At 65.8% G+C, this 23,549-nt stretch carries 25 protein-coding genes; 14 read left to right on the forward strand and 11 right to left on the reverse strand.

Features of this window, described 5'->3' with window-relative positions; all coding sequences use genetic code 11:
• Both AC4ELH_RS11025 and AC4ELH_RS11030 read left to right on the forward strand, forming a co-directional pair.
• The coding region (locus AC4ELH_RS11025; RefSeq protein ID WP_498884472.1) for a hypothetical protein at nucleotides 1-188 on the forward strand (188 nt) is incomplete at its 5' end.
• Entirely contained in the window at nucleotides 172-393 is a 222-nt protein-coding gene (locus AC4ELH_RS11030; RefSeq protein ID WP_064957865.1) for a hypothetical protein, read from the forward strand. The genes AC4ELH_RS11025 and AC4ELH_RS11030, both read left to right, overlap by 17 nt.
• Nucleotides 394-410: 17 nt before the next feature.
• Here the strand turns inward: AC4ELH_RS11030 and AC4ELH_RS11035 are convergent, their stop codons facing one another.
• Nucleotides 411-1,208, reverse strand: coding sequence for a crotonase/enoyl-CoA hydratase family protein (locus AC4ELH_RS11035; protein WP_498884474.1), 798 nt, complete (start codon nucleotides 1,206-1,208; stop codon nucleotides 411-413).
• A 315-nt stretch (nucleotides 1,209-1,523) separates the two neighbouring features.
• Here AC4ELH_RS11035 and AC4ELH_RS11040 point away from each other — a divergent pair, with 315 nt between their 5' ends.
• Nucleotides 1,524-2,174 carry a TetR/AcrR family transcriptional regulator gene (locus AC4ELH_RS11040; RefSeq protein WP_448448156.1) on the forward strand — a complete coding sequence of 217 codons (651 nt, stop codon included), beginning with the start codon at nucleotides 1,524-1,526 and terminating at the stop codon, nucleotides 2,172-2,174.
• Here AC4ELH_RS11040 and AC4ELH_RS11045 read toward each other — a convergent pair.
• Genes AC4ELH_RS11045 through AC4ELH_RS11055 form a run of 3 tightly spaced genes read right to left on the reverse strand, consistent with a single transcriptional unit; the run spans nucleotide 2,152 to nucleotide 4,512 of the window.
• Entirely contained in the window at nucleotides 2,152-2,685 is a 534-nt protein-coding gene (locus tag AC4ELH_RS11045; protein ID WP_448448154.1) for a dihydrofolate reductase family protein, read from the reverse strand. The genes AC4ELH_RS11040 and AC4ELH_RS11045 overlap by 23 nt on opposite strands.
• 3 nt (nucleotides 2,686-2,688) lie before the next feature.
• Nucleotides 2,689-3,612, reverse strand: coding sequence for a helix-turn-helix domain-containing protein (locus AC4ELH_RS11050; RefSeq protein WP_448448152.1), 924 nt, complete (start codon nucleotides 3,610-3,612; stop codon nucleotides 2,689-2,691).
• A 60-nt stretch (nucleotides 3,613-3,672) separates the two neighbouring features.
• Entirely contained in the window at nucleotides 3,673-4,512 is an 840-nt protein-coding gene (locus AC4ELH_RS11055) for an arylamine N-acetyltransferase family protein (protein ID WP_064957917.1), read from the reverse strand.
• A gap of 55 nt (nucleotides 4,513-4,567) precedes the next feature.
• Between AC4ELH_RS11055 and AC4ELH_RS11060 the strand changes: the two genes are divergently transcribed.
• The 5 genes from AC4ELH_RS11060 (at nucleotide 4,568) to AC4ELH_RS11080 (ending at nucleotide 10,362) form a co-directional block, all read left to right on the forward strand.
• A complete protein-coding gene (locus AC4ELH_RS11060; RefSeq protein ID WP_064882083.1) occupies nucleotides 4,568-5,140 on the forward strand; it encodes an HD domain-containing protein in 573 nt (190 codons plus the stop codon).
• A 147-nt stretch (nucleotides 5,141-5,287) separates the two neighbouring features.
• Nucleotides 5,288-6,097, forward strand: a complete 810-nt coding sequence (locus tag AC4ELH_RS11065) for a 1-acyl-sn-glycerol-3-phosphate acyltransferase (RefSeq protein WP_498884478.1) — start codon at nucleotides 5,288-5,290, stop codon at nucleotides 6,095-6,097.
• A gap of 36 nt (nucleotides 6,098-6,133) precedes the next feature.
• Nucleotides 6,134-7,741 (forward strand): acyl-CoA ligase FadD12, encoded by a 1,608-nt coding sequence (gene fadD12 / locus AC4ELH_RS11070; protein WP_498885019.1) that lies wholly within the window; start codon nucleotides 6,134-6,136, stop codon nucleotides 7,739-7,741.
• The gene (locus AC4ELH_RS11075) at nucleotides 7,734-8,978 is read left to right on the forward strand and encodes an alpha/beta hydrolase (protein WP_498884480.1); all 1,245 of its coding nucleotides are present in this window, start codon (nucleotides 7,734-7,736) and stop codon (nucleotides 8,976-8,978) included. Before fadD12 ends, AC4ELH_RS11075 begins: the two co-directional genes overlap by 8 nt.
• A gap of 10 nt (nucleotides 8,979-8,988) precedes the next feature.
• A complete protein-coding gene (locus AC4ELH_RS11080; RefSeq protein WP_064957859.1) occupies nucleotides 8,989-10,362 on the forward strand; it encodes an FAD-binding oxidoreductase in 1,374 nt (457 codons plus the stop codon).
• Nucleotides 10,363-10,439: 77 nt separating this feature from the next.
• Here the strand turns inward: AC4ELH_RS11080 and AC4ELH_RS11085 are convergent, their stop codons facing one another.
• Nucleotides 10,440-11,051 (reverse strand): hypothetical protein, encoded by a 612-nt coding sequence (locus tag AC4ELH_RS11085; RefSeq protein ID WP_498884482.1) that lies wholly within the window; start codon nucleotides 11,049-11,051, stop codon nucleotides 10,440-10,442.
• A gap of 188 nt (nucleotides 11,052-11,239) precedes the next feature.
• Between AC4ELH_RS11085 and AC4ELH_RS11090 the strand changes: the two genes are divergently transcribed.
• Nucleotides 11,240-11,674, forward strand: a complete 435-nt coding sequence (locus AC4ELH_RS11090; RefSeq protein ID WP_082941657.1) for a MarR family winged helix-turn-helix transcriptional regulator — start codon at nucleotides 11,240-11,242, stop codon at nucleotides 11,672-11,674.
• Nucleotides 11,675-11,691: 17 nt separating this feature from the next.
• Here AC4ELH_RS11090 and AC4ELH_RS11095 read toward each other — a convergent pair whose 3' ends face one another.
• Genes AC4ELH_RS11095 through AC4ELH_RS11105 form a run of 3 tightly spaced genes read right to left on the reverse strand, consistent with a single transcriptional unit; the run spans nucleotide 11,692 to nucleotide 15,361 of the window.
• Complete coding sequence (locus AC4ELH_RS11095) at nucleotides 11,692-13,377, reverse strand: nitric oxide reductase activation protein NorD (RefSeq protein ID WP_498884485.1); 1,686 nt, start codon at nucleotides 13,375-13,377, stop codon at nucleotides 11,692-11,694.
• Complete coding sequence (locus AC4ELH_RS11100) at nucleotides 13,374-14,198, reverse strand: CbbQ/NirQ/NorQ/GpvN family protein (protein WP_498884487.1); 825 nt, start codon at nucleotides 14,196-14,198, stop codon at nucleotides 13,374-13,376. Before AC4ELH_RS11100 ends, AC4ELH_RS11095 begins: the two co-directional genes overlap by 4 nt.
• Nucleotides 14,195-15,361, reverse strand: coding sequence for a spirocyclase AveC family protein (locus AC4ELH_RS11105; RefSeq protein ID WP_064882177.1), 1,167 nt, complete (start codon nucleotides 15,359-15,361; stop codon nucleotides 14,195-14,197). Before AC4ELH_RS11105 ends, AC4ELH_RS11100 begins: the two co-directional genes overlap by 4 nt.
• A gap of 124 nt (nucleotides 15,362-15,485) precedes the next feature.
• Between AC4ELH_RS11105 and AC4ELH_RS11110 the strand changes: the two genes are divergently transcribed.
• Nucleotides 15,486-16,088 (forward strand): TetR/AcrR family transcriptional regulator, encoded by a 603-nt coding sequence (locus tag AC4ELH_RS11110; protein WP_064882068.1) that lies wholly within the window; start codon nucleotides 15,486-15,488, stop codon nucleotides 16,086-16,088.
• A gap of 18 nt (nucleotides 16,089-16,106) precedes the next feature.
• On the opposite strand, the gene AC4ELH_RS11115 is transcribed toward AC4ELH_RS11110, so the two are convergent.
• Together AC4ELH_RS11115 and AC4ELH_RS11120 are read right to left on the reverse strand one after the other, a co-directional pair.
• Entirely contained in the window at nucleotides 16,107-17,249 is a 1,143-nt protein-coding gene (locus AC4ELH_RS11115) for an amidohydrolase family protein (protein ID WP_498884490.1), read from the reverse strand.
• Between the two features lie 16 nt (nucleotides 17,250-17,265).
• The gene (locus tag AC4ELH_RS11120; protein ID WP_498884491.1) at nucleotides 17,266-18,726 is read right to left on the reverse strand and encodes an aldehyde dehydrogenase; all 1,461 of its coding nucleotides are present in this window, start codon (nucleotides 18,724-18,726) and stop codon (nucleotides 17,266-17,268) included.
• A gap of 146 nt (nucleotides 18,727-18,872) precedes the next feature.
• On the opposite strand from AC4ELH_RS11120, the gene AC4ELH_RS11125 reads away from it, so the two are divergent.
• The 4 genes from AC4ELH_RS11125 (at nucleotide 18,873) to AC4ELH_RS11140 (ending at nucleotide 22,252) form a co-directional block, all read left to right on the forward strand.
• Nucleotides 18,873-20,138, forward strand: a complete 1,266-nt coding sequence (locus AC4ELH_RS11125; RefSeq protein WP_064882062.1) for an aromatic ring-hydroxylating oxygenase subunit alpha — start codon at nucleotides 18,873-18,875, stop codon at nucleotides 20,136-20,138.
• Between the two features lie 4 nt (nucleotides 20,139-20,142).
• On the forward strand, nucleotides 20,143-20,472 hold the full coding sequence (locus AC4ELH_RS11130) for a hypothetical protein (RefSeq protein WP_064882060.1): 330 nt from the start codon (nucleotides 20,143-20,145) through the stop codon (nucleotides 20,470-20,472).
• A 14-nt stretch (nucleotides 20,473-20,486) separates the two neighbouring features.
• On the forward strand, nucleotides 20,487-21,731 hold the full coding sequence (locus tag AC4ELH_RS11135) for a metal-dependent hydrolase family protein (RefSeq protein WP_448448130.1): 1,245 nt from the start codon (nucleotides 20,487-20,489) through the stop codon (nucleotides 21,729-21,731).
• 68 nt (nucleotides 21,732-21,799) lie between these two features.
• The gene (locus AC4ELH_RS11140; RefSeq protein WP_064882058.1) at nucleotides 21,800-22,252 is read left to right on the forward strand and encodes a MarR family winged helix-turn-helix transcriptional regulator; all 453 of its coding nucleotides are present in this window, start codon (nucleotides 21,800-21,802) and stop codon (nucleotides 22,250-22,252) included.
• A gap of 28 nt (nucleotides 22,253-22,280) precedes the next feature.
• Here AC4ELH_RS11140 and AC4ELH_RS11145 read toward each other — a convergent pair whose 3' ends face one another.
• The gene (locus tag AC4ELH_RS11145) at nucleotides 22,281-23,378 is read right to left on the reverse strand and encodes a fatty acid desaturase family protein (protein ID WP_448448128.1); all 1,098 of its coding nucleotides are present in this window, start codon (nucleotides 23,376-23,378) and stop codon (nucleotides 22,281-22,283) included.
• Between the last annotated feature and the right edge of the window lie 171 nt (nucleotides 23,379-23,549).

Consider the following 23,549-nt stretch of genomic DNA (forward strand, 5'->3'; position numbering starts at 1 on the left):
GGATGCAAAAAAGTACTCCCCAGAAGAACAAACTGAATTTCTCAGTCCAACTTCCGGGGAGCACTTCAAACACCGGTTTTGGGGCAGTTTTACGTCTGCTCGGCCAGGAAATGGACAGCCAAGGTTCAGGTTGGGCAACTACGGTGGGCAGCCCAACAACGAGGAGGCACCGTGGCAGTTTCCGTTGATCTGGCCAAGTCGCTCGACAAGGCCTACGAGGACAAGTCGCTCAAGGAGATCCTGGACGCCTCTCCGGCGGCCCTGGCCGGGGTCACCGACGCCGATGCCGAGCATCTCGCTGCCGCGTTCAACATCAAGACCGTGCGCCAGCTCGGGTCCAACAAGTTCTACGCCGTGGCCGCGGCCCTGGTCGCGCTGGAGTCCGCCGGCTAGCTGTTCGCGCCGAACCCTCAGCGGCCCTGGAAGTTCGCGGCCCGACGTTCGATGAAGGACTGCACGCCTTCGGCCGCGTCGGCGGTGGCGAACAGTTCAGCGACCACAGGCCGCAGTCGCGCAATCGCGGCATCATCCCCGTCGCGGCGGGTGGTGTGCGCCGAGGCGAGGGTGGCCCGGACTCCGAGCGGCGCGGCGCGATCGGCAATCGTGTGTGCGATCGCGCAGGCTCGGGTCAGGGCCACGTCTGCGTCCGGCGCGACTTCCTGGATCAGCCCGATGCGGTACGCCTCGGCGGCGTCGAACTCGTCGCCGGTCAGCAGCCATCGCATGGCATTGCCCCAGCCCGTCTGGCGCGGCAGCCGCAAGGTGGCACCGCCGAACGGGTAGATGCCGCGCAACACCTCGATCTGCGCGAACCGGGTGTCCTGCGCCGCGACACGGACATCGGCGGCCAGGAGCAGTTCGATGCCGAGGGTCAGGCATCGACCCTGGGCCGCGGCGACGACGGGCTTGGTCCACTCGCCGTCGAGGCGCCACGGGTCGCGTCCACCCTCGGGCATGGGCAGATCGCCACTGGCCACGTAGGGGGCGACGTCGACGAGATCGAGGCCCGCGGTGAAGTGGTCACCGTGCGCGAACAGCACCCCGACGCGCAGGTCGTCGTCGGATTCGAGCAGTCCGTAGGCAAGCGCGAGATCGGTCAGCATCGCGACGTTGAATGCGTTGCGTTTCTCCGGACGGTTGAGTCCGATCAGCAGGACGTGGCCGTCCCGATGCAACGTCAGAGTGTCGAGGGCCGGGTCCGTCGTCATGGGGGCAGTCAACGCCTGTTCGCAGAATTATGCAAGAAATCATAATTCGGCTGAGGTCCACCGAAGCGGAGCAGAACCTGTTCAGAAGCCGTTCACCTGCTAGTCTCTTATCCACAAGCATGTTCGTTAGATACTCGACATCATGCGAGGATTCCATCATTTCTATGGTGGATGACATAGAAGGGCGGTGCGCGATGTGGGTCGTTGAACTCAACCTCGCCGGTCACCGGTTCACCCGTCGGGTCCGCACACCACATACTCCGGTGCGCACCATCACCCCGCGAATGCTGCTTCGCTGTTCCTCGCAGTTCTTGCATGACCGAGTCGCCTGACTCCGCCACGAAGCCGCGGAACAAACGCGGCTCCACCCGCGCCCGCATGCTCGGCAGCGCGGTCGAGGTACTACGTGAGCGAGGCGCTGCCGGCGTCACGATCGACGAGGTCCTGGCCCGTAGTGGCGCACCTCGCGGTTCCGTCTACCACCATTTCCCCGGCGGTCGCCGCCAGATCCTGATGGAGGCGCTGCAGTTCGCCGCGGACACGATCGGTGATGTCGTCGGCGCCGAAACGTCGGAAAACGCGTGGGATCTGGTGCACCGGTTCGTCGAATTCTGGGAGCGAGTGCTCACCGGAAGCGATTTCACCGCGGGCTGCCCGGTGGTCGCGGTGGCGATCGCCGACCCGGACGAGGAACCGGAACTCACCGCGGCGGCGGGCGCGGTCTTCGACCGCTGGCGCACCGCCCTGACCGCCCACTTCGCCGCCGACGGCTTCGACGCATCCGACGCGTCCTCGCTGGCGGTCATGTGCATCGCAGCGCTGGAGGGCGCCGTGGTGCTGTGCCGATCGTCGAGATCGGTCGAGCCCCTGCACGATGTCGCCCGCCAACTCGAATTCCTGATCAAGTCAAAGGAATTCGTCCTCCGTAACGGCGTCCCACGGCTCAGCCGGCAGTCTGCGCCCTGACCCAGCGGGCGCAGACGAAATCGCCGTTGAGCGCACTCTCGGCCAATGCCCACTCGGACCGGACCGGCAGTACCGGTGACCCCGCACCCAGCGAACAGGGTGCGTAGCTGACGATCATCTCGTCGATCAGTCCAGCGGTGACGAACTGGGCAGCGACCTGCCCTCCCCCGACCACCCAGACGTCCTTGCCCGCCGCAGCCGACACCAGCTCGGTGTGCAGCTCGGCAACGTCACCAGAGAACACCTGCACCGGATGCTCAGCAGCCACGATCTCGGGTCGTTGGGTCAGCACCCACGTCGGCTGCTCATACGCCCACTCATCGGGTTGGTTCTTCACGATCCATTCGTAGGTCGATGATCCCATCGCAAGGGCGCCAATGGTTTTGATGAACTCGTCATAGCCGAACGGGCCCTGCTGGTCGATGTTCCGTGAGATCAGCCAATCCAGACTGTCCTCGTTGTCGACGATGAAACCGTCCAGGCTCGACGCGGTGTAGTACACGGTCTTCAACGGTCAGTCCTTTCTCATCCATTCGAGTGGGTCACCCCGGTCGACAGCGACACCGTGCCGGGCCAGCATGCCGCGAACGAGGGCACGCCGGTGCGCGGAGTACGTCAGCACGTGCGCGATGATCCCGTACAGCTGAAAGGATTCCGGCGGATCGCACAGTGCGTCGATGACGGTGTCCCCCAGCCGTCCCGCCGCCGAGTATTCGGAGATCATTGTGGTCCAGCGCTTTCCGATGTCGGCGTGATGCGCCTCTAGCTGCTCGGCAGTCGCCTGGCTGGTCGCGGTCCGGGCGGGGAAGTCCCGGCCTTCGATGGTGGCCAGCCAGACCTCCTTGGTCCACACGATCGCGCCGAGCACCGCGGCGACACTTCCTTCGGGTCCGTCCCAGTCGAGCACTACCTGCCCCGGTGAGATCTCCTGCCCCCATTGCTCTTCGGAGAGCCTGCGGGCGGCACCGATCAGGTTCTCGGTGTCGGCGACGTCGTGCACGAGCATGAACTGCGCGATGTCCGGACCGGTGGCCTCACTCGGGTCGGCGTCACACCACAAGGCCTGCGGCGGATGGAAGTGCACGCCGTTGGGCGCGGTGAGCCGAAATCCCACAGCGCCGGCACGTGACGGCGGCACCCCGAACGCGCGACGGAACGCCCTGGAGAACACCTCGGCCGAAGACCAGCCCTCGGACTCGGCCACCTCGGCCACTCCGGCCCCCTGCTGCAAACGCCACGCCGCACGCTCGAGCATGACTCGACGGCGCAACGCCGCGGGCGGTTCTCCGGTGAGTCTGCGGACCTCCCGGGAGAAGTGAAACTCCGACGCGTAACTGCTGCGCGCCATGTCACCGACGCCCGAGTTCGCGTCGTCGACGACGGCGTCGAGCAGTTCCCGCAACCGGTCACGCCCGTTCGGTTGTTCCTCCACGGTCACCGAGTATGGTCGGCTGCCCGTCCGCGGGACATGACATTTCCTGCTGCGCTCGCGCGGCCCTCAGCTGTCCAGCACCTGTGCCACCCGGGCCTCGACGTCGACGCCGTCGAGATCGGACAGGTTGATCCCGAACCGCCCGGTGAGCGCATCGAGCACCTGCTCGGCGGTGTCGAAGCGGATCTTCTCGGTCCCGTCGTGGTGGTGGATGGCCAGGTTCCGGCCGCGCAGGTTGATCCTGGCATCGTCGGTGACCAGGGCCGCGGTCAGCCCGACGACGAAGATTCCGCCGGGATGCGTTGACACGTACCAGCTTCCGACTTCGAGGTCGATGCGTGGTTGCGGCACGGCGGTGAATCGGTACAGCGGCTGCCACTGCCCGCGGACCTGTGCGGCCAGTTCGTATACCGGTGCGCCCTGGGTGGGCAATTCCATCAACCGGTAGGGCTCGTGGCGGGTCTGTTGCACCGCGGCGGTCTGCAAACGGATAGGGGACGACAATGTCTGCCCGCCGAAACCGACGTCGACCAGGAAGCGTCCGGCCTCTCCCGGCACCGTCACGGCGAGCACGTTGTGGGTGAGCGCGGGCAACGGCGCGTCGGGCTCCTTCATCCAGACCACCCGCCCGGCCAACCGGTCGACGCCGTATCCCAGCTCGTCCAGGACGTGGCCGAGCAGACCGTTGTGCTCGTAGCAGTAGCCACCGCGGCGCCGGGTGATCAGCTTGTCCGCCAACGCCTCTGCACTGAGGTCTGCGACCGGGATGCCCAGCAGGGGGTCGAGGTTCTCGAAGGGGATCGAGCGACCATGCGCGGCGACGACGTTGCGCAGCGTGTCCACATCGGCTGACACCGGACCCGCAAGGCCGATCCGGTCGAGGTACGCAGTGAGGTCTGATCCCATGATCGCCATGGTGCCTCAACGGTGGTTGTGGTCAACCTCGGAGGACACTGGCCCTATGGCTGCACATCTCACCGAGCGACTGCGGGAAGACCTGCTGGCCCGCTGGTCCGAATCGCACCGGAAGCACCACAACGTCGCGCACTTACGGGAAGTGCTCGACGCGATCGGCGTCCTTGCCGAGGACGGACTGCAGTTCGACCGGGAAGCGGTCGAACTCGCGGCGTGGTTTCACGATGCGATCTACGAGATCGGTCGCGACGACAACGAAGACCGCTCCGCGGCGTTGGCCCGCCAACTGTTGGCCGAATCGCCCGACAGCGGCGAAGTCGCCCGACTCGTCCTGGCCACCAAGTCGCACAAGGTCGAGCCGGAGGACGTCAACGCGGCGGTGCTGAGTGACGCAGACCTGTCGGTACTCGCAGCGCCGGCACTGCGCTACCGGCAGTACGCCGACGCGGTCCGCGAGGAGTACGCATCGGTGCCCGACGACGTGTTCCGACCGGCGCGGGCGCGCGTGCTCGCGGCGTTGCTCGACGGACCGATCTTCCACACCGAGGCGGGCCGGCAACGCTGGGAAGCCCAGGCCCGGCGCAACGTCGGCGAGGAGATCAGTGAGCTGGACTCATAGCGACACCGCGGACCTGTGGTTTTGAGAGGATTGACCGCGGCTACTCGGCAGTAGGTGAACGACCCTGCGAAGCGAATGGGTTTTTCGCCCTCGACCTGGGTACACTAGCAAAACTAGAACACGTTCCAATCCACATAGGGGGACCCTGTGGCCGTGACCGACATCGACCCGTCCGAAATCACCAAGTGGGATCCGAGCCTGACCGAGAAGGTCATGGGCTTGCTGCGGCCGCTGATCAAGGGCTACCACCGTGCCGAGGTGCGCGGGCTGGACAGCTTCCCCAACGGGGGCGCCCTGGTGGTGTCGAACCATTCCGGTGGCCTGTTCGCCCTGGACGTGCCGGTGTTCGCGACGGGCTTCTACGAGAAGTTCGGTTACGAGCGCCCGGTCTACACCCTCAGCCACGACATGCTGATGACCGGCCCGACCGCGGCCTTCTTCAAGAAGACCGGCTTCATCCGGGCCAACCACGAGAACGCCGACGAGGCGCTGCGCTCGGGTGGCGTGGTCGTGGTGTTCCCCGGCGGTGACTACGACGTGTACCGACCGACCCTGTCGGCGAACAAGATCGATTTCGCCGGGCGTACCGGTTACATCAAGGCGGCGATCAACTCCGGCGTCCCGATCGTGCCCATGGTCGGCATCGGTGGCCAGGAGACCCAACTGTTCCTGTCCCGCGGCACCGAGATCGCCAAGGCACTCGGCCCGATCGCGCGGATGGCCCGCACCAAGATCGTGCCGGTGTCGTTCGGCTTCCCGTTCGGCCTGTCGGCGGTGTTGCCGCTCAATGTGCCGCTGCCGTCCAAGATCGTGATGAAGACGTTGCCGCCGATCGACATCGAGGCCGAATTCGGCGAGAACCCCGACATCGACGAGGTCGACGCGCACGTCCGCCGGGTCATGCAGCGCGCGCTGGACGAGCTGGCCGAAGAGCGCCGCTTCCCGGTGATCGGCTGAGCGCCGGTGAATCCGCTTGATCTGCTGACTGGACCGGTGGACCGAGTGTCCGACGTCGCAGGCCTGGTGGCCACCATGCGCAGGGCCGGAATCATCACCGTGATGCGCCCGGACAAGTACCTGCGCATCGCGTCGGCCATGGCCCGCGAGAACATGAGTGTCACTTCGGGTTTCGCGGCCTCGGCACAGCGGTGTCCGAACCGGCCGGGCCTGGTCGACGAACTCGGCACGCTGACCTGGCAGCAGGTCGATCAGCAGGCCGATGCCCTGGCCGCCGGCCTGCAGGCGCTGCCGGGCGGTGAACCCAAAGTGCTCGGCATCATGGCCCGCAATCACCGCGGCTTCGTGCTGTCACTGATCGCGGCCAATCGCATCGGCGCCGACGTGCTGCTGCTCAACACGTCGTTCGCCGCGCCGGCCATGGCCGAGGTGGTCAACCGCGAATCCGTCGACGCGGTCATCTACGACGAGGAGTTCACCGACACCGCCGCCTTGGCCCTCTCCGACCGGCCCGAGGCCGCGCGGATCGTGGCGTGGACCGACACCCACGCCCACGACCTCACCGTCGCGAAACTGGTCGAGCAGCACCGCGGCGCCGAGCCGCGCCGTGCCACCGAGAAAAGCAAGGTGATCTTGCTGACCTCGGGCACCACCGGAACTCCCAAGGGCGCCAAGCATTCCGGTGGCGGTCCCGAGGTGCTCAAGGCGATCCTCGACCGGACCCCCTGGCACACCGAAGAGCGGGTCGTGATCGTCGCGCCGATGTTTCACGCCTGGGGCTTCTCCCAGCTGGCCTTCGCGGCGTCGATGGCCTGCACCATCGTGACGCGGCGCAAGTTCGATCCCGAGGCCACCCTCGAGCTCGTCGACCGGCATCGGGCGAAGGGCCTGTGCGTGGTGCCGGTGATGTTCGACCGGATTATGGACCTGCCCGAGAACGTCCTGAATCGCTACGACGGGCGCACGCTGCGGTTCGCCGCAGCGTCCGGCTCGCGCATGCGTCCGGACGTCGTCACCGCCTTCATGGACCGGTTCGGCGACATCATCTACAACAACTACAACGCCACCGAGGCAGGCATGATCGCCACCGCGACGCCTGCCGATCTGCGCGCCGCACCTGACACCGCGGGTAAACCGGCCGAAGGTACCGAGATCCGCATCCTCGACGCGGAGTTCCGACAGGTTCCCGCCGGCGAGGTGGGCACCATTTACGTCCGCAACTCCACGCAGTTCGACGGCTACACCTCCGGCAGCAACAAAAACTTCCACGAGGGCTTCATGTCTTCGGGTGATGTCGGTTACCTCGACGAGGCAGGCCGGCTGTTCGTGGTGGGGCGCGACGACGAGATGATCGTCTCCGGCGGCGAGAACGTCTATCCGATCGAGGTCGAGAAAGTGCTGGCCGGCCATGCCGATGTCGCCGAGGCCGCGGTCATCGGTGTCGACGACGAGCAGTACGGCCAACGCCTGGTGGCGTTCGTGAGGGTCTCGGGCGCTGCCACGCCCGACGACCTGAAGGCGTATGTTCGGGAGAACCTCGCCAATTACAAAGTGCCGCGGGAGATCACCGTGCTGGCCGAGTTGCCGCGCAACAGCACCGGCAAGATCGACCGCCGTCAACTGCAGGAGATCGTGAGTGGCTGACCGCCAACCTGGACCAAGAAGGCGGCTACTCCTTGCCGCCGCCGAGTTGCTCAACGCCGCCAATGCGGTGAAACCGCTCGGACGTAGGGGCTACACCACGGTCCAGTCCTTCGCGTTCGGCTGGCCGACCTCGGAGAATGCCCCGCTGGTGATCACCGTGTCGGCCCTCGATGCGCTGCGCCGCACCATCCGCGGCGACTACCGCTCCGCGGGTGGCCGAATCTCGTTGCTGCTCAAGGCCATTTCCTGGGGCCTGCTGGTGCTGGTGCACCGGCGCGGTGTGCAATCGCGGCCCTACTTCGAAAATCCGGTGCACGAAGCCCTGGCCGACGAATACCCCACGACAGTGCGGCCCCTGCGTCGGGGTGAGGTGTACTCCACCGCGATGAGCCGGCGCCGCTACGCCCGCAAGACCGTCCACTACGGCCCGCACCGGGCCAATCTGGCCGACATCTGGATGCGCCCGGACCTGCCGCGCGACGGCAAAGCACCGGTGCTGCTGCAGGTCCCGGGCGGGGCATGGATGATCGGGATGCGCAGGCCGCAGTCGTATCCGCTGATGAGCCACCTGGCCGAGCAGGGCTGGATCTGTGTGTCGATCGGTTACCGGATCAGCCCGCGCCACCCGTGGCCCAACCACATCATCGACGTGAAGCGCGCGTTGGCCTGGGTGAAGGAGAACATCGCCGAGTACGGCGGTGACCCGGACGCGGTGTGTATCACCGGCGGTTCGGCGGGCGGGCATCTGACCGCCTTGGCCGCGTTGACGCCCAACGATCCCAAGTGGCAGCCCGGTTTCGAGGACGCGGACACCTCGGTGGCGGCGGCGGTACCCGTCTACGGTCGCTACGACTGGTTCAGCACCACGGGTCCCGGACGTCAGGAGTTCATGGAGATCCTGGAGCGGCTGATCGTGAAGTTGCCGCTCGCCACCAATGATCAGGTGTACCGGGACGCCTCACCGATCACTCTGGTACACCCGGACGCACCGCCGTTCTTCGTGCTGCACGGGACCAACGACTCACTCATCCCGGTGGTGGAAGGCCGCGATTTCGTCGCCGCCCTGCGCCGGGTGTCGAATTCGCCCGTGGTCTACGCCGAGATCCCGCATGCACAGCACGCCTTCGACATCTTCGGCTCACCCCGCGGGCACTACACCGCCGATGCCGTCGCGGAATTCCTGACCTGGGCGCGAGCCCGGGCTCAGCTCACCGCGAGCTCCGCTGCCGGTCGGTAAGCTCCTGAAAATGTCCGCACCGGACACCGAGATCGCCACGCTGGCCGCCGACCTACCCGACGGCGCGGTACTCACCGACCCGGCCGTGATCGAGGGATATCGCCGCGACGCCGCTCTCGATCCCGAGGCTGGGGTGCCGCGAGCCGTGGTGCGGGCCACCAGCACCGAGGACGTGCAGGCCGTGCTGCGGTGGGCCAGTTCGCACCGTGTCGCCGTGGTGGCCCGAGGCGCGGGTTCCGGGCTCGCCGGCGGCGCCAACGGCGTCGACGGCGGCATCATCCTCAGCACCGAACGGATGCGGCAGATCCACATCGACACCGCGAACCGCACCGCGGTGGTGCAACCCGGCCTGCTGAACTCCGAGGTGAAGAAGGCCGCCGCCGAGTACGGCCTCTGGTACCCGCCGGACCCCGGCTCTGTCGAGATCTCTTCGATCGGCGGGAACGCGGCGACCAATGCCGGTGGACTGTGCTGCGTGAAGTACGGGGTCACCAGTGATTACGTACTGGGCATGCAGGTGGTGCTGGCCGACGGCACCGCCGTCCGGTTGGGCGGCCCACGGTTGAAGGACGTCGCCGGACTGTCACTGACCAAGTTGTTCGTCGGCTCCGAGGGAATTCTCGGGGTGATCACCGAACTCACCCTGCGGCTGATCCCGGCACAGCCTCCGGCGTCGACGGTGGTCGCGGTGTTCGCCTCGGTGGAGGACGCCGCCGACGCCGTCGTGGCGATCACGGCCAAAGTTCGGCCCGCCATGTTGGAGCTGATGGATCACGCCACCATCAATGCAGTCGAGGACTACCGCCGCATGGGCCTGGACCGTTCGGCGCAGGCACTGCTACTGGTCCAGTCCGATGCACCGGGCGCGGCGGCCGAGGAGATCGCCCACATCGTCGAGGCCTGCGAGAAGTCCGGGGCCACTGAGGTTTACGCGACCGACGATGCCGAGGAAGGTGCTGCCTTGACGGCGGCCCGGCGGCTGGTGGGCCTGGCACTGATGCAGCTGGGCACGTTCTATCTCGAGGACGTGACCGTGCCGGTACCCGACCTACCCGCGTTGGTGGCCGGTATCAAACACATCGCCGAGGATTGCGACGTGCTGATCTGCGTCGTCGCTCATGCCGGCGACGGCAACACCCACCCGGTGGTGGTGTTCGACGCCGACGATCCGGATATGAGCGAGCGCGCCCGTCAGGCGTTCGCCCGGGTGATGGAACTGGCCATCGCCATGGGCGGCACCATCACCGGCGAGCACGGTATCGGCCGACTCAAAAGGGATTGGCTGCCACTGCAACTCGGCGATGACGTGATCGAGCTGACCCGACGCATCAAGGATGCCCTCGACCCGCTCGGCATCCTCAACCCGGGCTCAGTGCTGCGCTGAACCGACCTCCGCCGAGACTACGGTTTCTGATGCGGGCAACCGAAATTGCGTCACAAACCGTAGTCTCGACGGGGATTTCAGCTTTCGGCCAGCGCCCCGTGCAGAGCCTTCTTCGCCTCGGTGATCGCCGCGAGCAGGTTCGTCCGAACCTCACCGAGCTTGGCCTTCTGCTCGTCGGTCCCCGTGAACGCGATGGTGCGGGCCAGGCCCGCCACCTCGTGCAGGCCGGCACGGATCTTGATGACGTCGGCGAACTTTCCCACCTTGCCCAACAGCGCGTGCGCGGTCTCGCTGGTGACACCACGCCAGGCCAGCAGCTGGGTGCCGAATTCGGTCAGAGTGGCGACCCCGTCGGAGACGGTGACCACACCGCGGCCGGCCAGTCCTGAGATGGCCAGTTCGACGATGTCCAGCGGCGGGGTCAAGGCGCCGCCGGTGGCCTCGGTGGTGCGCTCGACGATCTGCTCGGCCGTGGCCGGCCCGTCGAGCAGCAGAGCCGCGGTGCCGATCGCCGCACGCTTGAGCGCGAAACCCGGGCCGAAACCCTTACCGAACCCACCGCCGCCGAAACCTCGGCCGAAGCCGCCCGCGCCGAACGCTCCCGGACCGAAACCGCCCTGTCCTTCATGGCCGCAGCCGCCGCCGAATCCCGCCGGACCCCAGCCGCCACCAAATCCTCCAAAACCCATGTCACACATCCTTTTCCAGGTTTAAGCCGGACCGCAGGAGTGCGGTCCAACAGGTGTATCAAGTTCCTTGATACGCTCGAGTCGGGGCCAATTCAATGAGATCTGGCTGAGAACTGGTTGAGCTGTGGGCGAAACGGCGCGGTCGATCCGGATGGCCGGCGGGGTCGGCGCATGTGAAGATGCCAGCTATGACTGCCTCGGACGGGGAGCCGCTGGGATATCTGCTGCACCGAGTGGCCGCGACACTGCGCCCGGAGGTCGCCGCAGTTCTCGCCCCGATCGGACTCGGACTGGCGGAGTTCGTGTGCCTCCGGATCATCTCGCTGAATCCCGGGCTCACCAGCGCCGAACTGGCCCGCTTCACCAATGTCAGCGCGCAGGCGACCAATCAGTTACTGCACCGACTGGAAGCCGCGGGCGCTGTTCACCGACCCGATACCGCGGCGGCAGGTAAAGCACTGCCCACCGAACTCACAGCGTCCGGCCGGGCGTTGCTCACCCGTGCCGAGGAGGCCGTGCACACCGCCGATCAGCGGGTACTCGACCGGTTGACGCCCTCCGAACAGCGACAACTCAAGACGTTGTTACGCAAAGCCGGACGCGACGACAATGCGTGGTGTTGATCAACTCCTCACGCCCGTCACCGTGGCTTCGGAGCAGCCAGTTCTGCCAGTGCGGACAAGAACAACTCATCAATCCGCGGGCTCAGCTCCGACAACGTAGCGGCCCCGGCGTGACTGGCCGACCCGAAGACCCGATCGAGCGCATCAGGATCGGCAGGTGCGCCGATGGACAGGCACAGGCAGGCCACGCCGTCGGCCCGCAGTTCTTCGAGGGCCTTGGCGGCATCGGCCTGGGCATATCGTCCCTCGTAGCCGTCGTCGTACGGATACCCGTCGGACAGTACGAGCAGCAGCCGGTGTGGCGTTCCCGCTTTGGTTTTGAGGATCTCACCAGCTCCACGGATTCCGGCGCCCAGGCGGGTGTAGCCGAAGGGCTGAAGCTGGCTGAGCCGGGACCGCTCGGCGGCGCCGAAGCGTTGACCGAAGGTCTTGACGGCGAGCAGGTGCACCGCGCGGCGGCCCTGCGAACGAAAACCGTAGACGGCCACGCGATCACCGAGTTCCTCTAGCGTCGCAGCAAGCGTCGCAGCGGCGCGTCGTTGGTGCTCATGGACGGCAAGGCCTTCGCCGTCGGCGTCGGTCGCCGATCCCGATGCGTCGACGAGGATGAGCACACCGAGATTGCGCGCGAGTCGACGGCGCTCGGTGTACACATGCTCGGGCGGTGAATGGCCTGAGCGCAGATCGACGACCAGGTCGATCATGGCCTCGATGTCCACGTCGTCACCGTCGGCGCGGGCGCGTAACACTTTGGTTCCGAGGCCGACTCGTGCCAGCCTGCGTCGCAACACGGCGTCGCGCGCCACGCGAACGGCCGAGACATCCGCCGGGGCGGTGATCGGATAGTCGATCACGCGGCACCAGTTCTCCCGATACCGGTCGCCGAAAACGTTCCATTCCGGATACAGGGCGCCGCCGACAGTGAGAGCCGAGCCAGGCCTGCCGGCACCGATGAAGTGGATCGGGGTCGGTGCCGGCCGCGCATTCACCCCGGCGTGCGAAGTCCGTCGTATCGAGCCGACCCCCACTTCAGCCCCGGCGCCCTCACCTCCGGGCGAGCGAGAGCTGCCGAAGAGCGTGCGCAAGAACTTCGCGGGCGCCTGCATACCGAGCGGAGCCTCGAAAAGTTTGAGAATCCAGCTCTTCTCGGACGGTCCGTCGTCGTCATCGTCCTCATCCATTTCCGACGCGTCGGGATGCTCGGCGATCGTCCGGACATCGGCATCGGTCGCCGGTGAGCCAGATTCGCCGCGGGTACGGATCAGTTTGGACGGTTTGATCGCCCCGAACCAATTCGGTGGTGCGTCGAGTTCGGTTCGGCCCAAGGCGATCTGCAACGACTCCTCGCAACTGGCCGACTGTACCGCCGGGGCGGGGGCGACCGATGCCGCCAGGGCGATCCGCGGGCCGAGTTCGGCCAGGACACGATAGCCTTCGAGCCCCAGATAGCGGCGCGCAACCGACGGCCGCGCCCGCAGTCGCCTGACGTACCGACCATCGAGGCTTCCGGCTCCGAGGAGTGCGCTCTGAACCAGCACCTCGCGGCGCTGCCGGTCCCGATCGGCGTTCGCCGACACGAAGACGACCCGCCCGTCGGTGTACGCGGGCTCGTCCGTGTGGCCCACGGCCACCTCGATCGGGCGCCCGGCGAGGAAACCGGCCAGAAACCGGAAGTGATGCGGTTCCGGGAGGCCGGTGCTCACTGCGGCAGCAGGACTGCGTCGACCAGTTCCCCGAGGCCCCGAATCACGTCGGGATCGTCGGACAGCACCTCCACCACCGCGGACTGGACAGCGTCGCGCAGGTTGAGTCCTTCGGCGACAAGACCACCGGCGAGAATCAGCATGCGGGTCGAGGCCACCTCGCTCAGCGCCGAGCCGTCGAGACGCCGGATGGCGTTTCCGAGGACGACCAGCGATGCCGCGGTGGATGAGTCGATTCCAGCCTCGGAGGCGACGATCTCGGTCTCGACCTCGGCTGTCGGGAAGTCGAGGCTGATCGCGACGAAGCGTTGCCGGGTCGAGTCTTTGAGGCTCTTCAGGATGCTCTGGTAACCGGGGTTGTAGGAGATCACCAGTTGAAAGCCGGGCGCCGCGGACAAGGTGGTGCCCAGCCGGTCGATGGGCAGCTCGCGCCGGTGGTCGGCGAGCGGATGGATGACCACCGTTGTGTCCTGACGCGCCTCCACGATCTCGTCGAGATAGCAGATGGCGCCGGCGCGCACCGCTCTGGTCAACGGGCCGTCCACCCAGACGGTTTCGCCGCCCTTGAGCAGGAAGCGCCCCACCAGATCCGCAGATGTCATGTCCTCGTGGCCGGCGACGGTGATGAGTTCGCGACCGAGTTCGTGAGCCATCGCCTCGACGAAACGGGTCTTGCCACACCCGGTGGGGCCTTTGAGGAGCACCGGCGCGCCGCGGCGGGCGGCCGCCCGGAAGGTCTCTACCTCCCGGCCCGCGGCACGATAGAACGGCGGCCGTGTCCCTGATTCGGCGGACGGCCGAAACTTGCTGACCGTCGTCACTTTTCGGGCCTTTGGATCGGCACCACGGGCGGGATGCTCACCCCATCCGGCAGCACCAGTTCGCCTTCGTGGTTCACATACCCCGAGTGCTTGGTCGGCAGCGGCAGATCAGGATTCGGACACGGCCGGTCGGTTCCCTCGCCGCAGATCCCGGGGTTGAAGTACGAGCGCTTCTGGACATCTTCGGGCCACGCATCTCCGTGCATGCCCAGCCAGGTCGCGGGAACGTTGTAGAAGAGGAAGAAGCACGCGCTGACACCACCGAAGATGGCGAGGAAGCGGACGAACTGCTGTTTCACGAACCCGCCGCGGACCCGGTCGATCCCCCGTTCGACCACGGTGCGGCCACGGTCATCGGTGAAGAAGCGCAGGCAGACCAGCGCCGTCTGGACACCGCCCCACATCAGCCCCTCGTAGATCGGCCACTGGTAGTAGGTGCCGGCGTTGAACGACAAGGACTGGATGGCACCGGGATAGGAGTAGAACCCGATCGGCAACATGATCAGGGCCTCCATGACGAAGTCGAAGACAAAGGCGATCGCATAGGTGACCAAGACCAGCCGCAGATTGCTGATCCCAGGCCAACGGTTCTTGATCTTTCGCATGATCGCGCAGCCGACGATGGTGAGCAGCAAGACACCGTACGCATAGCCGGGGATGTTGGTCAGCAGCGGTTCGGGCACCGTGTGGCCCGGTTCCTCGTGTGCCACCCAGCCCGGAATGTACGGCGCCCACGACCCCTGGTTGAACAGCCAGGCGTTGTACGTGCACCAGGTGCTGTAGTAGTTGAGCATCGGATCCTGGAACATCATCAGGCCCATCGACACGAGCAGCATGCCGTCGAGCGTGATGCGCCGCTCACGCATCCAAGGCCGAATAATGAAGAACCACAAGGCAAACGGCAGACCCACCCAGAGCACCACAGCATTGGCCATCAGCGGGATCTTCATATACATCGGTGGCTCGCTCGGGCCACCCGACACCGGCTCGAAGTAGGGGCCGGTCACCCACCGGGTGAACACATACAACGTCACCAGCAGAAAAACACCGCCGACGGTCGCCCAGATTCTGTACGCATTCGACGACGGCGGACCTTGCTTCTCGAGTTCGGCGACGCCGCCGATCGATTCGGTGACAGCAGGCTTCTTGGACAGATCACTCATGTTCGGATTCCCCTTGGCGATCGTGGAGCAGCCGGTGGTGCCAGGCCCGGCCAACGGGTGCAAATATACTCATGGGTATCTGAGATTCCAATAGGTCACTCAGATTCTGTGGCAGAATTCTGCCATGGCGGAGCGCTGGACCCGAGAACGCAGACTGGAGCACACCCGCTCAGTACTGCTCGACGCCGCCGAAGAGGTATTTGCCGAAAAAGGTTTCGCGCCAGCCACACTGGATGACATTGCGCGAGCCGCCGGTTACACCAAGGGCGCCATCTACAAGCACTTCACGACCAAGGAAGACCTGTTCCTGGCCGTGAGTGACCGCTACTGGCGGCGCTACTTCGACAATTTCGCCGAGGTGATGTCGAGCGCGAAACAGGTCGGCACGCGTGAACGCGACGAGATCGCAAAGCGCTGGAGGCAATTGAGCCAAGATCGCGGTGCCGAGCACGCCGCCTTGGGGCATGAGTTCACGCTCTACCTCCGGCGAAACCCGGAGTCACGGGACCGCGTCGCCGCCAAGCGTTCGGAGGTAGTCGACGCGCTGGCAAAGTTCATCGTCAACGGCATCGAGCAATTCGGCGGCACCCTGCTGATACCGCCGAAGACGTTCGCCCAAGTTCTCATCGCCACCAGCGACTCGGTGGTCCTGGGCAGCGAACTCGACGATGTCGACCTCTACCGGCCCATGGTCGAGATGTACGTATCGGCGATCAAATTGCCCTGACCGCGGCCGCGCCGAGTCTCAGAAGACCCGAACCTGCCCCTCGAGCACCGGAACAGTCTCGGGCAGCTTGTAGGTTTCGATGCCGTTGCGGAACATGATGGGCTCGCGGGCATGTTCGGGCAGATGCTTGACCAGCCAGCGGGGATCGTCGAACGTCCAGTGCGGGTAATCGCTGGAGAACAGCAGGATCTTCTCGCACTCCATCCACTCGAATGCCCGGGACAGTTCGGTCTTGTCCTCGGGGTAATCCAGCGGCTGGGTGGTGAACTTGATGTGGTCCTTGACGTATTCACTGGGCTTGCGCTTGATGTCCATCCAACCCTTGCGGGCTGCGTAGATGGCATCCATCCGCCACATCAAGGGAAGGATCCAGGTGAATGCATGCTCGACGAACACGATGCGCAGCGTCGGGAACCGGTCGAAAACCCCGTCGAAGATCAGGCTCATCACCTGGTTGGCCGCCAACAGTGAGTACGTGACCATGAAGTCGTGGTTGTAGCTGGGCAACCCGACCGGAGGGAGGGGGAGTTCGTCGTACTCGCCGCGGGACAGGTGGCAGCTCACGGTGATGTCGTGCTTGGTGGCCGCGGCCCAGATCGGGTCGTACTTCGGGTCACCCCAGGACGGACGCGGCTCGGCCTTGATCAGGATCTGCGCCATGTAGGGATGACCGGCCCACCGCTCGATCTCCCGCGCCCCCAACTCCGGCGCTTCGACCGCCAGGCAGATGGATCCGCGCCAGCGCTCATGCCAGTTGTTGTGGCTGTCGAGCCAGTGATTGGCCTGCCAGTCGTTCAGCGCGCAGTTCATCACATGGTTGGCCTCGGGAATGTGGGCCGAGTATGCCGCTGGTTCCAGGACGGCGATATCCGCTCCGGCCTCCATGATCAGCTGCCGGAACGCGAGATCGGGGTCGCTGCCGGCGAATTCGCCGTCGGACGGGAAGGAATCGGTGCGCATGGCGTAGGCATGCGCATAGTCGGGAGCGTCGTAGTAGATCAGGTCGCCGACATCGTGGGAGTTGAAGTATCGGGACCGCCACGGCTCGGGGATGTACTGACCGAGCTCGCCCCGTCGGGGCACCGGATGCACGTCGGAATCGACGCATCGCACCGCGATGCGCTCGGCGGCAGCAATCCTGGGCGACGTAGTAGTGGTCATCGTCATTCCCTCTCGATCACCGGGTGGCCGCGACGGCGATGGACTTGGTCTCGAGGTACCCGTCGAGCCCTTCACGGCCGAGTTCGCGACCGTAGCCGCTGTCCTTGATACCGCCGAACGGTGCAAACGGATCCATCGTGTACCCCTGGTTTACCCCGAAAGTCCCCGTTTGTACACGCTCGGCGATCCCGATTCCCCGGTCTGGATCGGCCGTCCACACCGAGCCGGCCAGTCCGTAGTCGGAGTCGTTGGCAATCGCGACAGCCTCGTCCTCGTCCCGGTATGCGATCACTGTGAGGACGGGACCGAAGATCTCTTCGCGGGCAATGCGCATCGAGTTGTCGGCGCCGGCGAACAGGGTGGGCCGGACGTACCAGCCGGTGTCCACACCGTCGGGCAGATCGGTGCCGCCGCAGACCAGCCGGGCACCCTCGCGCCCGCCGAGGTCGATGTAGTCGCGCACGCGCTGCTGTTGGCGTCGGGACACGAGTGGCCCGAGCTCGGTGGCGGGATCGGCAGGATCGCCCACGACGAGTGCGTTCATCCGGTCGGCCAGGGCGTCGACGAATTCGCGTTCCCGAGAGGCCGGGACGACGATGCGGGTCAGCGCATTGCAGATCTGGCCGCTGTTGGACAGACTGGCCGAGCGCACCCCGGCCGCGACCGTCGCCGGGTCGGCGTCATCGAGGATGATCGCCGCCGACTTTCCACCGAGCTCGAGGCTGACCTTGGTCAGGTTGGCCGCGGCGGCTGCTGCGACGGCCCGGCCCGCGGCGCTGGAGCCGGTGAACGAGACCTTGTCGACGCCTGCATGACCGACCAGGTGGGCGCCGACGGCGGCATCCCCCTGGACGACGGAGACGACGCCCTCGGGCAGGCCGATCTCTTTGAGCATGTCGCTTAAAAGCAGTGCATCCAACGGGGATTCGGGTGCAGGTTTGAGCACCACCGCACAGCCGGCCAGCAGCGCCGGCACCAGTTTGGTGACGATCAGGAACTGCGGCATGTTCCAGGGCACGACGGCGGCGACGACGCCCACCGAATGTCTCTGGATACGTATGTCCGATCCGAAGAAACCGGTGCGGGTCTCCTGCCAGGGGTAGGTCTCGGCCAGTTCGCTGAACGCGGACATCATCATCGTCGGCAGTCCGACCTGCGCCCGTTGGGCGAAAGTGATCGGCGCACCCATCTCGGCCGAGATCAGTTGGGCCATCTCGCCGCGTCGCCCGGCGTAGACCTCGGCGAGGCGCCGCACCGCCGCGATGCGCTCCGCCGGATCGAGGCGTGGCCACGGCCCGTGGTCGATGGCCGCACGAGCGGCCGCGACGGCCGCATCCACCTCGGCGGGCCCGGCTGCCGCCACGCGAGCGATGGGTTGCTCGGTGTGCGGGGAGATCACCTCCACGGTGTCGGCAGCGTCGCCGTCGAGCGACCAGTCGGCCTCGATTCCGAGATACTCCCCAAGATGTTGATCCATCCAGACTCTCCCGCCTCAGTCGAACTCAGAGTATCAACTACTTGTCATTGATGAAACCGGCGTCTACCGTCGAGCCTGAAGCCCCTGGCCGGCATTGCAGCCCCATGTCGGCATCATCGGTCGAACCACACCTCAGAGGAGCGGGCATGGCTCGGTTTCCCAAGCCGGCTGAAGGCAGCTGGACTCAGCACTACCCGGAGCTCGGCACCGGGCCGGTGTCCTACGAAGACTCGATCAGCCCGGAGATCTATGAGCTGGAACGCAAGGCGATCTTCAAACGCGCTTGGCTGAATGTCGGCCGGGTCGAACAGCTTTCACGCAAGGGCAGCTACTTCACCCGGGAGATGAAGGCGGCCAACACCTCGATCATCGTGGTACGAGGCAAGTCCGGAGAGGTCAAGGCCTTCCACAACGTCTGCCGACACCGCGGCAACAAGCTGGTGTGGGACGACATGCCGCTGGAAGAGACCAGTGGAGTGTGCCGGCAGTTCACCTGCAAGTACCACGCCTGGCGCTACGACCTGGACGGTGAGCTGACCTTCGTCCAGCAGGAGGCAGAGTTCTTCGACCTGGACAAGAGCCGCTACGGCCTGGTTCCCGTGCACTGCGAGGTGTGGGAAGGTTTCATCTTCGTCAACTTCGCGAAGGTGCCCGAGCAGTCACTGCGCGAATTCCTGGGCCCCATGATCACCGATCTCGAAGGCTACCCGTTCGACAAGATGACCTCGAGATTCACGTATCGCTCTGAGGTGAAGGCGAATTGGAAGCTCTACATGGACGCCTTCCAGGAGTTCTACCACGCACCCATCCTGCACGCGAACCAATCCCCCACCGCCTACTCCAAGGCCGCCGCGGAGTCCGGTTTCGAGGCCCCGCACTACCGGATCGAAGGGCCGCACCGGCTGGTGAGCACGTCTGGCGTGCGCGCCTGGGAGATGCCGGACGAGATGCGCAAGCCCATGGAAGACATCTGCCAGAGCGGACTTTTCGGACCGTGGGAGAAGCCCGATCTCGGCGAGATGCCGGCCGGGCTGAACCCCGCCAAGTGCGATCCGTGGGGGCTGGACTCGTTCCAGTTGTTCCCGAACTTCGTCATCTTGTTCTGGGGACAGGGCTGGTATCTGACCTACCACTACTGGCCGACGTCGTTCAACACGCACACTTTCGAGTGCACGCTGTACTTTCCGCAGCCACGCACCCCGCGCGAGCGGTTGGGCCAGGAACTGGCCGCGGTCTCGTTCAAGGAGTACGGCCTGCAGGATGCCAACACCCTGGAAGCGACGCAGACCTCGATCGAGACCCGGGTGGTCGACGAGTTCCTGCTGTGCGATCAGGAGATCCTGCTGCGTCACCTGCACAAGGAGACGGCGTCGTGGATCGAGGACTACCAACGCAAGACCGCGGGAGTGTGAACCGATGAGCGTCAAACTGCCGGCCGAATTCGCCGACCTCGAACAATTTTCGGACTGGTGCCTGTCCAGCGAGCCGCAGCGCTACAGCAAGCGGTTGGCCAGCACCATGACCGAGATGCAGGCCTTCTACGACGCGATCACGCCGCGGGCCGAGGAGGCGATCAGCTTCTGCGACAAGTTCAGCCTCGACGCCTTGCCCGAGGACGTGCTCAACCTGATGCACCTGCTGTATTCGATGATCACAGTGTCGTTCCCGGTGGAGTGCTGGAAACAGCCACGGGTACCCGACTCCGGTGCCACATCGTTGGACTGCGTCGCCGAGCCGGTGCCGTGACCCAGACCGACAACGTGAAAACGACAGTCCTTCGCGCCGCCCGTTGGATCGACGTGGCTGCCGGCCAGGTCCACTCCCCGGCCGTCGTCGTCGTCGAGGGCAACCGCATCAAGGCCATCAACCCCGAAGGGCCACTACCGGATTCGGCCACCGTCATCGATCTGGGCGACGCCACCCTGCTGCCCGGGCTGATGGACATGGAACTCAACCTGCTGATCGGCGGTCCGGGCAACCCAGGCGGCCTGCCGACCCCGATGCACGGTGTGCAGGACGATCCGGCGTACCGGACGCTGCGCGGCGCGGTCAACGCCCGCACCACGCTGGACGCCGGGTTCACCACGGTCCGCAACCTCGGCCTGATGGTCAAGACCGGCGGCTACCTGCTCGACGTTGCGTTGCAGCGGGCCATCGACCAGGGCTGGCACCAAGGGCCGCGCATCTATCCGGCCGGCCACGCCGTCACCCCCTACGGCGGACACCTCGACCCCACGGTCTTCCAGCGGCTGGCGCCGGGCATCATGCCGCTGTCGATCGCCGAGGGCATCGCCAACGGGGTTCCAGACGTCATCGCGTGCGTGCGCTACCAGATCCGCCACGGCGCCAAGCTGATCAAGGTGTCGGCCTCCGGTGGCGTGATGTCCCACAGCACCGCGCCGGGCGCCCAGCAGTACTCCGATGCCGAGTTCGCCGCGATCGCCGACGAGGCCCATCGCGCAGGCGTCAAGGTCGCTGCCCACGCGGTCGGCGACACCGCGATCCAGGCCTGCATCCGCGCCGGCATCGACTGCATCGAACACGGATTCCTGGCCAGCGACGAGACGATCCAGATGATGGTCGACCACGGCACGTTCCTGGTGTCCACCACCTATCTCACCGATGCCATGGCCATCGACCGCATCGCCCCCGAGCTACGCAAGAAGGCACTCGAGGTGTTCCCCCGGGCAAAATCCATGCTTCCCAAGGCCATCGCCGCCGGGGTCCGGATCGCCTGCGGCACCGACGCCCCGGCCGTCCCGCACGGCGAGAACGCGAAGGAATTGTGCGCGCTCGTCGAGCGGGGCATGACCCCGATGCAGGCGTTGCAAGCCGCGACCCTGGTGGCCTCGGAGTTGGTCGATGCCGCCGACGAGCTGGGGCAGCTGGCCCCGGGCTACCTGGCCGACGTCATCGCCGTCGCGGGCGATCCCAGCGTCGACATCGCGACGACGCTCGACGTCCGGTTCGTAATGAAGGACGGCGCGATCTACAAGCACGTCTGAGCGGCTCGCCGCGAACCAGGTGACGTGCGCTAGCGTCGAAAATGACAGGCACGGCAGGAGACGAGAGCATGGACCTCACCGAGAACACCTTGTGGTGGCTCAAACAGGCGTTCTACTTCTCGCTCACCGAGGTCAACGAGTCGGTCAAGGACCACGGGGTCACCACGGCCCAGATCGGTGTCCTGCGCCAGCTGACCAATCAACCGGGTTTGTCGGGCGCCGAGTTGGCTCGTCGCCTGCTGATCACCCCGCAGGGCGTGCAGCTCGCGCTCACCGCGCTGGAGAAGCGTGGCCTGGTCGAGCGCAAACAGGATCCCCAGCACGGACGCATCCTGCAGGTCTTTCTCACCGACGAAGGCCGGGCGGTGGCCTCGGCGGTGGTCGCCGACGCCGTCGCCGCCCATGAGCGGGTGTTCGGCGTGCTCAGTGACGACGAGCAGGAGCAACTGAAGGCGCTCCTGCGTCGGGTGATCGAACAGGGGACGGGCAACACCCCTCAGTCCGATCACATCGACCCGTGACATCTCCGCCTCCCGACGAGGCGATCGCCTATTTGCGGCGTCGCCGGCCGATGCTCAGCATCCAGTCGGGAAACGCCAACCCGTGGATGATCCGCTGGGTCCGGAAGTACTGGCGCGGAAGCGACGCCGTGTTGTAGGGCAGGTCGTACTTCTCGCACAGTTCCCGTACACGAACGCTGACCTCTGGGAGGCGGTTGCTCGGCAGGTCAGGGAACAGGTGATGCTCGATCTGGTAGCACAGGTGACCGCCTGAGAACGCCAGCAGCCGGCTCGCGTTGAAGTTTGCGGTCCCGACCATCTGCCGCAGATACCACTCGCCTTTGGTCTCATCCTCGACCACCGCCGGATCGAAAGTTTCGGCGCCGTCGGGGATGTGCCCGCAGATGATGTTCACGTACACCCACAGGTTCCGGACCACATTCGCGGTGATGTTGGCAGCCAGGGTCCGACGCCACCGGCGCAGGCTCAGGGCGGGCAGGACCACGTAATCCTTGCTCAACTGGCGGGTGATCTTGCCGAAGAACTTCCGCTTTTCCACGGCGAGGCCGTCTGGCGTCTCGTGCCGCAGACGCTCGGAGTGCAGGCCGTGCAGGGCGATGCCCCATTCGAACATCGCGGCCAGCACCAGGTTTCGCACCGGTGTCGCCAAGTGGACCCAGCGCCACGGCTGGTCGGTGGTGACCCGATGCAGGCGGTAGCCGATGTCCTCGTCCATCCCGAGCACGTTGCTGTACACGTGATGCCGGTAGTTGTGCGAGTACCGCCACTGCGCGGAATGTCCGACCATGTCCCACTCCCAGGTGTTGGAGTGGATCTCGGGGTCGTTCATCCAATCCCACTGGCCATGGGAGATGTTGTGGCCGAGCTCCATGTTCTCGATGGACTTCGCATATGCCAGTGCGCACGTTCCCACCAACCATCCGGTCTTCGACCGGGTGCCGGCGATCATCAGTCGTGCCGCGACGTCGAGCGCCCGCTGGAAGTGGATGACCCGCCGGATGTAGGCCGCGTCCTGCGCCCCGAGCGACTCCTCGACGTCTCGGCGGATGACCTCGAGTTCATAGGCGATCTCTTCGACATCCTCCCTGCTGAGATGCAGGTAGGCGGGAACATCGGCGATCGCCATCAAGGTGTCCTCGGGGTGTGTGCGGCAGGTAGAGCGGCACAATCACCGCGAGCGTCAGACCGCAGCCTAGAGCCTCAGACTTACCGACAGGTAATCGAGGTGCACCGAACAGGCGAAATGGTGGTGCGGACGTATCGCCTGCGCACCTCTACGGGAGTGGGTCATGCCCCC

The sequence above is a fragment of the Mycobacterium shunyiense genome (assembly GCF_058270075.1).

Excerpts from the sequence above, each read along its gene's own strand:
- AC4ELH_RS11035 (WP_498884474.1), bottom strand. The coding sequence starts at position 1,208 with ATGACGACGGACCCGGCCCTCGACACTCTGACGTTGCATCGGGACGGC.
- AC4ELH_RS11040 (WP_448448156.1), top strand. The coding sequence starts at position 1,524 with ATGACCGAGTCGCCTGACTCCGCCACGAAGCCGCGGAACAAACGCGGC.
- AC4ELH_RS11055 (WP_064957917.1), bottom strand. The coding sequence starts at position 4,512 with ATGGGATCAGACCTCACTGCGTACCTCGACCGGATCGGCCTTGCGGGT.
- AC4ELH_RS11060 (WP_064882083.1), top strand. The coding sequence starts at position 4,568 with ATGGCTGCACATCTCACCGAGCGACTGCGGGAAGACCTGCTGGCCCGC.
- AC4ELH_RS11080 (WP_064957859.1), top strand. The coding sequence starts at position 8,989 with ATGTCCGCACCGGACACCGAGATCGCCACGCTGGCCGCCGACCTACCC.
- AC4ELH_RS11085 (WP_498884482.1), bottom strand. The coding sequence starts at position 11,051 with ATGGGTTTTGGAGGATTTGGTGGCGGCTGGGGTCCGGCGGGATTCGGC.
- AC4ELH_RS11090 (WP_082941657.1), top strand. The coding sequence starts at position 11,240 with ATGACTGCCTCGGACGGGGAGCCGCTGGGATATCTGCTGCACCGAGTG.
- AC4ELH_RS11105 (WP_064882177.1), bottom strand. The coding sequence starts at position 15,361 with ATGAGTGATCTGTCCAAGAAGCCTGCTGTCACCGAATCGATCGGCGGC.
- AC4ELH_RS11110 (WP_064882068.1), top strand. The coding sequence starts at position 15,486 with ATGGCGGAGCGCTGGACCCGAGAACGCAGACTGGAGCACACCCGCTCA.
- AC4ELH_RS11115 (WP_498884490.1), bottom strand. The coding sequence starts at position 17,249 with ATGACCACTACTACGTCGCCCAGGATTGCTGCCGCCGAGCGCATCGCG.
- AC4ELH_RS11120 (WP_498884491.1), bottom strand. The coding sequence starts at position 18,726 with ATGGATCAACATCTTGGGGAGTATCTCGGAATCGAGGCCGACTGGTCG.
- AC4ELH_RS11125 (WP_064882062.1), top strand. The coding sequence starts at position 18,873 with ATGGCTCGGTTTCCCAAGCCGGCTGAAGGCAGCTGGACTCAGCACTAC.
- AC4ELH_RS11130 (WP_064882060.1), top strand. The coding sequence starts at position 20,143 with ATGAGCGTCAAACTGCCGGCCGAATTCGCCGACCTCGAACAATTTTCG.
- AC4ELH_RS11140 (WP_064882058.1), top strand. The coding sequence starts at position 21,800 with ATGGACCTCACCGAGAACACCTTGTGGTGGCTCAAACAGGCGTTCTAC.
- AC4ELH_RS11145 (WP_448448128.1), bottom strand. The coding sequence starts at position 23,378 with ATGGCGATCGCCGATGTTCCCGCCTACCTGCATCTCAGCAGGGAGGAT.